General features: G+C 55.5%; 1 protein-coding gene. It reads left to right on the top strand.

Going from position 1 to position 229, the window contains the following annotated elements; translation table 11 throughout:
- Positions 1–6: 6 nt before the first annotated feature.
- Positions 7–229 (top strand): hypothetical protein (locus FC091_RS15420; protein WP_449441491.1); only part of this gene is annotated, 223 nt, incomplete at its 3' end.

Below are 229 nucleotides of genomic sequence, written 5' to 3'. Positions count from 1 at the left end.
GACCTATTGGTAGGCGAAGTAGCGACGTACACGGCGACCTATGTCATCGGGCAGGACGCGGTAGATGCCGGCGGCTTTAGCAACAGTGTTTTAGCTGATGGCGATAGTCCAGCGGACACGAATGTCGATGACACGAGTGATGATGGTGATGACACGGATGGCAATACCGAAGACGATCCAACGGAAACGCCAATAGCGGAAGACCCGAGCATCGAGGCCGTTAAGACGG

Source organism: Winogradskyella algicola (assembly GCF_005869935.1).
Classification (GTDB): Bacteria; Bacteroidota; Bacteroidia; order Flavobacteriales; family Flavobacteriaceae; genus Winogradskyella; species Winogradskyella algicola.
Note: the sequence above shows the minus strand (reverse complement) of the source record. Positions and strands in the feature narration are given on the sequence as shown.